8 protein-coding genes are annotated in these 9,335 nt (G+C 60.5%); 2 read left to right on the forward strand and 6 right to left on the reverse strand.

What is annotated here, in order from left to right:
• From ABYO54_RS09750 to ABYO54_RS09770, 5 genes are all read right to left on the reverse strand, one after another.
• On the reverse strand, nucleotides 1-700 hold a 700-nt coding region (locus ABYO54_RS09750; RefSeq protein WP_372808060.1), incomplete at its 3' end, for a 2-C-methyl-D-erythritol 4-phosphate cytidylyltransferase.
• 171 nt (nucleotides 701-871) lie between these two features.
• Nucleotides 872-1,858, reverse strand: coding sequence for a DUF4340 domain-containing protein (locus ABYO54_RS09755; RefSeq protein ID WP_372808061.1), 987 nt, complete (start codon nucleotides 1,856-1,858; stop codon nucleotides 872-874).
• Between the two features lie 62 nt (nucleotides 1,859-1,920).
• Entirely contained in the window at nucleotides 1,921-3,756 is a 1,836-nt protein-coding gene (locus ABYO54_RS09760; RefSeq protein WP_372808062.1) for a Gldg family protein, read from the reverse strand.
• 16 nt (nucleotides 3,757-3,772) lie between these two features.
• The gene (locus ABYO54_RS09765) at nucleotides 3,773-4,519 is read right to left on the reverse strand and encodes an ABC transporter permease (protein ID WP_372808063.1); all 747 of its coding nucleotides are present in this window, start codon (nucleotides 4,517-4,519) and stop codon (nucleotides 3,773-3,775) included.
• Nucleotides 4,519-5,454: an ABC transporter ATP-binding protein gene (locus ABYO54_RS09770; RefSeq protein ID WP_372808064.1), complete on the reverse strand. Its 936-nt coding sequence runs from the start codon at nucleotides 5,452-5,454 to the stop codon at nucleotides 4,519-4,521. Before ABYO54_RS09770 ends, ABYO54_RS09765 begins: the two co-directional genes overlap by 1 nt.
• Nucleotides 5,455-5,645: 191 nt before the next feature.
• On the opposite strand from ABYO54_RS09770, the gene ABYO54_RS09775 reads away from it, so the two are divergent.
• Complete coding sequence (locus ABYO54_RS09775; protein WP_372808065.1) at nucleotides 5,646-6,020, forward strand: thiol-disulfide oxidoreductase DCC family protein; 375 nt, start codon at nucleotides 5,646-5,648, stop codon at nucleotides 6,018-6,020.
• A 189-nt stretch (nucleotides 6,021-6,209) separates the two neighbouring features.
• Nucleotides 6,210-7,538 carry a PhoH family protein gene (locus tag ABYO54_RS09780; RefSeq protein WP_372808066.1) on the forward strand — a complete coding sequence of 443 codons (1,329 nt, stop codon included), beginning with the start codon at nucleotides 6,210-6,212 and terminating at the stop codon, nucleotides 7,536-7,538.
• 96 nt (nucleotides 7,539-7,634) lie between these two features.
• Here ABYO54_RS09780 and ABYO54_RS09785 read toward each other — a convergent pair whose 3' ends face one another.
• On the reverse strand, nucleotides 7,635-8,693 hold the full coding sequence (locus ABYO54_RS09785; protein ID WP_372808067.1) for a M42 family metallopeptidase: 1,059 nt from the start codon (nucleotides 8,691-8,693) through the stop codon (nucleotides 7,635-7,637).
• Between the last annotated feature and the right edge of the window lie 642 nt (nucleotides 8,694-9,335).

The raw sequence follows: 9,335 nt of genomic DNA on the forward strand, positions 1-9,335 counted from the left end.
AATTGGATTCGACGTCCGTCAGCTGCGCGTTCATCAGCGCCGTGGCGATGCCGAGGTCGGCCCGCTCTCGAATCTTGATGTTGGCAGAGCCCGCCTCGACCAAGTGGACCTCGGAGGAGGCATCGATGAATTCCGATTCATCGTCCACGACCTTCACGCCGAGGTTTTTGGGATCGATGATTTTCTTGAGCACGCTGGCCTTGAAGACCTGCGGGGTTTGCGCGACCCATGCGGTATTGCGGTCGAGGGTTTCGGTAACCCGCATGCCTTTGGGCGCCACCTTGACGGCGTCCGGCAACTTGTGTGCCGCGATGGCGCACCCATAGCGCTTGGCGCATTTGACCGTTTCGGCGAGCAGCTTCTGGGAGATGAACGGTCTCGATGCCTCATGCACCACCACCACCGAAGGTTCGGTCTTGATCTTGCCAAAAACCGTGCGCAAGGAACTAAGGCGGTTGACCCCGCCAACCACCACGCCGCACACCTTGGTGCAACCATAGCGCTTGATGACCTGAACCGCGGATTCGACCCGCTCCTTGCTGACCACCAGGACCACGCTATCGATCTCTGGAGACAGCTCGAGCACCCGAAGGGAATGGGCGATCATGGGACGGTTCCCCAACGTCAAAAAAGCGGCCTCCGTTCCCGGCGCAATTTCCTCTTCTTTCCCGCATGCGATAATGATTGCCATTGTATCCATAAAAAACCTCCACCAACTCCAAACCCCACGGATTTATAGTAATTTAGGAATTTACAAAGACAACGTCAAGGTTTTGCCCCAAGGATATTGCCTGTGGGACTTCGAAAAACAGCGACTCCTGGCTCCAAACGGAAAGGCCCCGCCGTGTGCGGGGCCTTTCCGTTTGGAGGATTAGTCGGCGGCGGGTTCTTCCGCCGGCCCCGCTTCGGGAGGCTCCTTCTCCTTCACCAACTTGTCGCGGCCAATCAGGAAGTCGCCGACTTCGTAGGAACTGACGACATAGGTCCAGTTTTTCACGTTGTCGGGAACGTCGCCGGAGAGGCGGATGTAGCGGCCGTTGTCGGCCTCGCCGCCCACGGTGACCGTGTAGGTCTTGTTGGTGGTCGATGCGGTGTAGACCACGGCATCGGCAAACCCGAGGTCGGCGTCGGACTGGGCCGGATCGGCGACGGTGGTGCAGTTGAGATACTGCAACGCCATGCGCAGCTTGTTGGCCTCGGACGGCTCGAACTCCTCGGTCTCCGCGTCGAGGTCGGCCAACGTCCAGCGGTTGCTCACCGCATTCAGCTCAACGTCGCCCACTTTGACCGAAACGAGGTCGGACGAGGAAACGTTGATCAGCCCGGTGTCGATCCAATCGCTCGACGTTTCGTCGAACGGGTGGAAGTCGTAATCGACCAAATAGATTTCATCCGCGCCGCCCTTGCGGACAAAGTGCTGGTTGGCCCAACCGCTCGAAGCATCGCGCCGCGCGCCGACCTCGATCTTCACCGCCTCCTTGCCGCCGCGGAACAAGGCGATGGACTTCGCGGCATCCAAGCCATATTCCGCGGGGTCGACGTTCGCCGCCCGGACGGGAGATCCCATCGCGACCTCCGCCACCGCGCGCAGGGCGTCGGCCAGTTTCTTGAAGTTGACCGGATAATCGAAGAGCGAACCGACCACCCATTGGCCCTCCTTCTTCGCCAGCTTGACCGACGCGCCTCCCTCGGCGATTTCCACGCCGTCGATATCGTTCAGCTCAACCCCTTGCAAAAGGGTCGCGCCGTCTTGCGCCGCGGCCGGGCGGCGCTTCTGGCCCCCCGTTTGCTGCATCAGCGCAATTCCCGCCAGCACCGCCAGCGCAATCGCCATTCCAATCAGTTTTTTTCCTGTCATCTTTTATTCATTTCACTTCGTGAAATCAACGGTCAGTCGGCTTTACCGACCTTCGCCCCGTTCTACCGTGTCTTGCGAATCCACCACCCACGCCCGATGCCGAAAATTGCGACGAGCATCGGAACGCCGAGTATGTTGAGCGCCTTGAGACGCACCCCGAGCATTTCGATGTCGCGCCGCAGGCTCTTGCGGACTTCCTTGAGCGACTGCTGGGTCTGGAAGACCTCCTCGCGGAATTTTTTCACTTCGGCCTCCTGCTCGGGCGACAGGAACAGTTGCTGGCCGTCGTCGCGCGACTGCTGGAGCTGCGAAAGCTTGGCCTGCGTCGCCTGCAGCTGGGCGTTCAACCGTTGCTCTTCGGCCTGCCACTTGAAGGCGGCTTGCTTTTCGAGCTCGATCACGCGGTCGAACGGACGGTCGTAGGAGTTGCGGCTGCGCAGCCCGATCAGCGCCTCGCTGCCGCAGAGCTGCTCGACCATGTTGACGGCGAAGCTCAGGTTGTCGTTGCGCGGCTGGACAAGGGTCTGCCCCATGAAGTTGATGCTATCGGTCGCGATGCGGTCGGCCAGCAGATCGACGTCCGAAACCAGAATCACGATGCCCGGTTTTTCGCTCTGCTTCAGGCCGTCGCGGTCCGGGAAGGCGGACGACAGCGAGCCCGTCAGGCGCAGCGCCAGCGGCACGCGCCGTTTTTCGGAGGGGATGTCGATCTTCCCCATGCGCGCGGCCATGGTGCTCGCCGTATAGCCGTCGTCGGCCGTATGGATCAGCTCCGCGACCTCGACGCCGTTGGTGGCGGCGACTTCGAAGACCCCCGCGAACGGCATCATCATCTCGTTGAGCGATCCCGTCGCGATATCTTCGCGGTTGATCTGCGCCTCCCGCAGCGACAACCAGGTGGCGTTGCGTTGCGCTCTGCCGTTGCCGGCGGAGAGCAGGCTCGCCGCCGATTCGTCGGCCGCCAACTGGCCGGGCACCATTTCCACGCCCCACGCGGCGGTCAGCTGGTTGAGATCCGATGCGGACTGCGGAGGCGACATGCCCATCTGCATCATCTGCGGATCGGCGCTCTCCTGCGCGGTGATGCACAGCGCATCGGTAAAGGCCAGCAATCGCCCGCCGCGCAGCACGAACTGGTCGATGGCAAAGAGCGTGTCGTCGGAAATCTCCGCCGGGTGAATGACGATCAGCGCATCGACGTCCGCCGGGATGTTGGTGGCGGTCATATCGATCTGCTCGAGGTCGTACTGGCGCTCGATCTCGGAAACGACCGCCCATTTTCCAGCGCCCCCGCCCTGCTGCATCATGTAGGGGTTCGAGGGCACGGAGCCGTTCACGGGCAACGCGCTCATGATCCCGACTTTGGCGCTCTTTTCGGCGGCGACTTCCGAAACCATGCGGGTGAGCAGGTATTCCAGGCGCGGCTCGGCGCTCTGCGCGAGCATCGGGATGGCCGCTTCGCGGTTACCCGAAACGGCGACGATGCCGAAATAGAGCTGGCCGCCCATGCCGAACATGTCGAGCGCCTGCCCCTGCAGGCCATAGCGCTGCGCCCACTCCTCCTCGTCGGAGTCGGGTTTGGGATCGTATTCCTCCACGACGAGATAGCCGCCGGAACGCGATTCGTATTCCTTGAGCAGGTCGCGCACGCGCGCCGCGAAGTTTTTCGTCGTGACCGGAAGACGGTCATTGCTCTTGGAAAAATAAAACTTGAGCGTCACGTCGCGGTCCAACGCTCCGAGCAGCTGCTTGGTGCCGGCGGAGAGCGTGTAGAGTTGATCCTCGGTCACATCGGCGCGCAGCCGCATCGGGCGCAGCACCGCGTTGAGGGCGATCAATATGCCCAGCAGAAGCAGCACCCCCGCCAGGCCGGTCATTTTTTTCATTTGGTTCATCATAAAATACTCCCTTTCCCTACCTGCCGACTTTGTTCTTCAGTACGACTTGCGTGGCGAAAAGCATGAAGACCATCACCGACGCAAAGTAGACGAGATCGCGCAGATCGATGACCCCGCGCTGAAGCGCTTCGTAGTGCGGCATGAAGCTGAACGCGGCCACGCCGTCGACGAACCACGTCGGGGCCCAGCGCGACAGCAGGTCGGTGACGGGCGAATAGCCCGCGAGGATGAGGAACAGGCCAATGACGACCGCGAGAATGAAGCTGATCACCTGGTTGCGCGTCAGCGCCGAGGTGAACATGCCGGCGGCGACATAGGCCCCGGCCAGCAGGCCGCTGCCGAGGTAGCCGGCAACGATCGCGCCCAGGTCGGGCGCCCCGAGATAGGCGGCGGTCATCGGCACCGGGAAGGTAAGCGCCAGCGCCAGCAACATGAAGAGCCAAGCGGCGGCGAACTTGCCGAGCAGCGCCTGCAGCGGCGTGACCGACACGGTGAAGAGCAGCTCGATCGTCCCCGAGCGGCGTTCCTCGGCCCACAGGCGCATGGCGACCGCGGGAACCAGAATCATGTAGAGCCACGGATGCCACGCGAAGAACCCGTTGAGGTCCGCCTGCCCCGCTTCGAAGAACTGCGCGAGCGAGAAGGTGAAGAACCCGGCCAACATCAGGAAGATGATAATGAAGACATAGGCCACCGGGGAATCGAAGTAGGCGCGCCATTCGCGTTTGGCGACGGCCAACACATGCGAGGTTGCCTCGTTCATTACGCCACCTCCTTCTTCTTGGCGTCTTCGGTGATGGTGATTTGGCGGAAGACATCGTCGAGCCGCCCTTCGTCGACCTTGATATCGGACACCTTCCAGTTGTTTTGCCGGGCGGCGCCGAGAATGTCGGCGGCAATCGATTTGCCCGCTTTCGGGAAGGCGACAATCTTGCCGTCGGTCGTGCGCACCTCCTTGACGGCGTCGAGCTTGCCGAGCTTTTCGGCAATGCCCGGGCCTTCGGCGACGAGGGTGACGGCGTTGTAGGTCTCGCTGCGCGCCTTGAGCGCGGCGGGCGTATCGTCGGCAACCACCTTGCCGGCGCTGATGATGATGGCGCGGGTGCAGATGGCCTCGACCTCCTCCAGCACGTGGGTCGAAAGCATGACGACGCGCTCGGAGGCCATCTCCCGGATCATGTCGCGGACGACCTGCTTCTGGTTGGGATCGAGGCCTTCGGTCGGCTCGTCGAGCAGGAGGATGTCGGGATCGTGCAACAGGGTCTGCGCCAGGCAGGTGCGCTGGCGATAGCCCTTGGAGAGGGTATCGATGGTCTGGCTGCGGACCGGACCGAGGAAGCAACGTTCAATCGCGCGGTCGACGCGCGAATCGCGCTCCTTGCCGGAAAATCCGCGCACCTCGGCGAGGAAGCGCAGGAACCCGGCGACGGACATATCCTCGTAGAGCGGGGTGGTTTCGGGCATGTAGCCAATGCTTTTCTGGGCCGCGACCGGATCGCTGGCGACATTGATGCCCTTGACGTGAATGTTGCCTTGGGTGGGCGGGAGGAATCCGGCCACCATGCGGATCGTGGTGGTTTTCCCGGCGCCGTTCGGGCCGAGGAACCCGAGCACGGTCCCTTGTTGAACTTCGAACGATACGCCGTCGACGGCGCGCCGCTGGCCGAAGTCCTTGACCAAATCAACTGCTTTGATCATTGCTCAACTTCTCCTTACGTTTGGTTTGTGGATATTCGTTCATCGGTGGCACCCCAACGCGCCACACCTTCTTCCCGCTCCTTGTTAAGGGACGGAACCCAATATCAGACTTGCAACGCCACGCGGCGTTCATTTTTCTTCCCAAAAAAAGCGCCGCGCGGCGGCTCGGTTGGTACCGTTGCTTATCTGCCATGAACGATGCCGACAAAATCCTGATTCTATTCGACGGCGAGTGCCCGCTCTGCCGCCGGAAAATCCGCTTTTTCCGACGAAGGGACAAAGCCGGGCGGCTGGCCTATGCCGACATCCGCGCCGAGGGATTCGAGTCGCCGATCCCGGCGATCGGCTTCGACACGCTGGAGCGGAAAATCCATGCCGTCACGCCGGAAGGGGAAGCGGTTTCGGGCATGGCGGCCATCCGGGCGGTCTACCGGGCGATCGGGCTCGGCTGGCTGGCCGCGCCGACGGGCTGGCCCGGCCTGCGCCCGGCATTCGACCTGCTCTACCGCGGCGTTGCCAAAAACAGAATCCTGCTCGGCCGGATTTTGCGACTGGACCGCCCATAGCGCATTCATCCACAACATCTTGTGCAATCCCCTCAGGAAGCCCACAACTTGCGCGTTGACTATTCACGAGTCCTCAAGCAAAATTTCTGCGTATTTAGGCGAACATCCGAGACCAACACCCGAGGGATGGAAGGAGGCTGGAACCCTCGAAAAAAAAACTTAAACCAACATGAAAGGTGCACCCGAAGCATGACATCTCCCAAGAAGAAAATCTTTGTTCTCGACACCAACGTAATCCTCCACGACAGCAGCTGTATCCATCATTTCGGCGAACACGACATCGTCATCCCGATCACCGTCCTTGAAGAGCTGGACAATTTCAAGAAAGGGAACGACTCGCTCAACTACCACGCCCGCGCATTCGCGCGTACCCTCGACTCGCTGGCCGAAGACAAACTGTTCAATGGCGGCGTTTCGATCGGGACCGGACGCGGCAGAATCAGCATCAAGCTCGACCGTAAATTCGCGGACGATATCGCCGCCAATTTTTCCGACACCAAGAAACCGGACCACCGCATCCTCAACATCGGATACCAAGTCGCCAAGGAAAACGCGGACCGGATCGTTTGCCTCGTCACCAAGGACGTCAACCTGCGCATGAAGGCCAAGGCCGTCGGGTTGCTGGCGCAGGATTACAAGAACGACCACGTCACCGACGTGCAGCAACTCTACACCGGTTCGCGGGTCGTCGAAAACGTCGCCCCCGCATTGATCAACCTGATGTATACCCCGCCCTACGAGTTCCCCGCCGGCGAACTGGAACTGGAGCGGCCGCTGGTTCCGAACGAATACCTGATCCTGCGCGGCGAACGCAAATCGGCCCTGGCGGTCTACGACGACGAGCTAAGCTTGATCAAGCACGTCGACAAAGTGCCCGCCTTCGGCATCACCCCGCGCAACTCGGAGCAGACCTATGCGCTCGACGCGATCCTCAACGACAACGTGCGGCTCGTCTCGCTGACGGGCAAGGCCGGAACGGGAAAGACGCTCATTGCGCTGGCCGGGGCGCTGAAACGCAAAAAGAGCTACCGCCAAATCCTGATGGCGCGCCCCATCGTCGCGCTCAGCAACAAAGACATCGGCTTCCTGCCCGGCGACATCAAATCGAAACTCGACCCCTACATGAAACCGCTGTTCGACAACCTAGCCGTCATCGAACACGCGCAGGGCGACGCCAAGCGCAGCCAGGTCTCCAAACTCGTGGACGACAGCAAACTGGTTATCGAGCCGCTCTCCTACATCCGCGGACGCAGTCTGGTGAACACCTTCTTCATCATTGACGAAGCGCAAAACCTGACGCCCCACGAGATCAAAACCATCATCACCCGTGCGGGCGAAGGAACGAAAATCGTCTTCACGGGCGACATCTTCCAGATCGACCACCCCTACCTCGACAGCCACTCGAACGGATTGAGCTATCTGATCGAAAAGATGATGGGCCAACGGCTCTACGCACACATCAACCTAACCAAAGGCGAACGCTCCGAACTGGCCGATCTGGCCGGGACCCTGCTCTAAAGCGGGAAAGCGCGGCCCGGCGGCAAGTCCAAACAACGACGCGTCCGGCCGCCGCCCGGCATTTTTCAATCCCGAGGCGAACGGCGCGCGGCTGGATTAGAACGGCACGAAGTTGGTTTCGGGCGTGATTTTTGCAACGGTTTTGGCCAGCAGGGATGCGCTGAGCTCGAGATCCGTGAGGCTGATGAGCTCGCAGGGGCTGTGCATGTAGCGCAGCGGGATGCTGACGAGCGCGGAGGTGACCCCTGCCCGGTTGAGCTGGATGGCGTTGGCATCGGTTCCGGTACCGCGCGGCTCGGCGTTGAGCTGCACGGGGATCTTTTCTTCCGTTGCCGTCGTCACCAGCAGCTCGAAGAGCTTTGCATTGATATTGGGGCCGCGGGTCAGCACGGGGCCTTTGCCGAGTTCAATGAGATTTTCGCGCTTCATCGCTTCGCCCATGTTCGGATGGTCGGTGGCGAAGGTAACATCGACCGCAATGCCGATATCGGGATCGATTCCGTATGCGGCGGTGGTGGCGCCGCGCAGGCCGATCTCTTCCTGCACGGTGGCAACGGCATGGATCTCGGCCTCGGGATTGAGCGCGGAAAGCTGGCGGGCCGCCTCAAGCACCACGAAGGCCCCGGCGCGGTCGTCGAACGCGCGGCCGGCCGCCAGGCCGTTGGCGAGCTCTTCAAAACCGTAGGCCAGTACCATCGGATCGCCGATCTCGACCATTTTTTCGGCATCCTCTTTGTCCTTGGCGCCGATATCGACCCACAGGTCCTTGATTTCGGAAACCTTCTTGCGGTCGTCCGGCGTCTGCAGGTGAATGGCCACTTTCCCAATCACGCCGCGAACAATGCCCTTCTTGGTCACGATTTGAACGCGCTGTCCCTGGGCGATCTGCGAATCCCATCCACCCAGCGCCTGAATCCATAGGAAACCCTTCTCGTCGATGTAGGAAATCTGGAACCCGATTTCGTCGTAGTGTCCGGCGAACATGACGCGCGGGGACCCGCCGGGATTGACGATGGCGTGGGAGTTGCCGTGGGTGTCGGTCCAAACCTTGTCCGCGAAGGTTTCGGCTTCGGCTTTCCAGACCTTGGCGGCGGGACCTTCATAGCCGGACGGGCTGATGCTGTTGATGAGGTCGGCGAGAAATTGTTTGTTCATGTAGGGCTCCTTATGGTGATTCGCAAAAATTAATTGGTAATCCCCCATCCCCCCAAAAGCAACCCATCTTACCGTTAAGTTGGGCCGAGCCCTGCCGCGGCGCCCCAAACCAATAAAAATGCCGAGCCGGCGCAAGCTGGTCGGCAGGAAACGGCGAAGCGATTTTGACCGGGACTTCGCCGAGTGCTCCGTATTTCTTAATCGGTCGCACTGAGCAAACGTTCGCGTGAACAAGGGTTCGATTCAACACCCGCTTCGCTAAAGGCCGCAAAGACAGCAAAGCCGATTCTACGCGAACCTTGCGGCCTTCTGTTAAATCGGAAATGAGCGGAATCTCCTGTATCTGATGAAGCTTTTCCTGCGATCCATCCGAATCTTCAGGATGTTTTATGTACTACCCTGGAAATCTTGAACTTTCGGATGATTTTCAACCACCCGCTTTGCTAGAGGTCACAGAGACACAGAGGGGATATGAATATACGAGCCTCTGTGTCTCAGAGCCCTCTGTGGTAAAAATACGAAGTTCTAGGTGATACGCTGCACTAGCCTGATCTATTCACGGATCCGGTTTTGAGTGCCCTTTTCTGCTTGAAGAGGGGGGATCTCAGGCCGAGAGCGGTTGTGATGCGTTCTGTTTTGCCG

The sequence above is a fragment of the Pontiella sp. genome (genome assembly GCF_041622395.1).
GTDB lineage: Bacteria > Verrucomicrobiota > Kiritimatiellia > Kiritimatiellales > Pontiellaceae > Pontiella.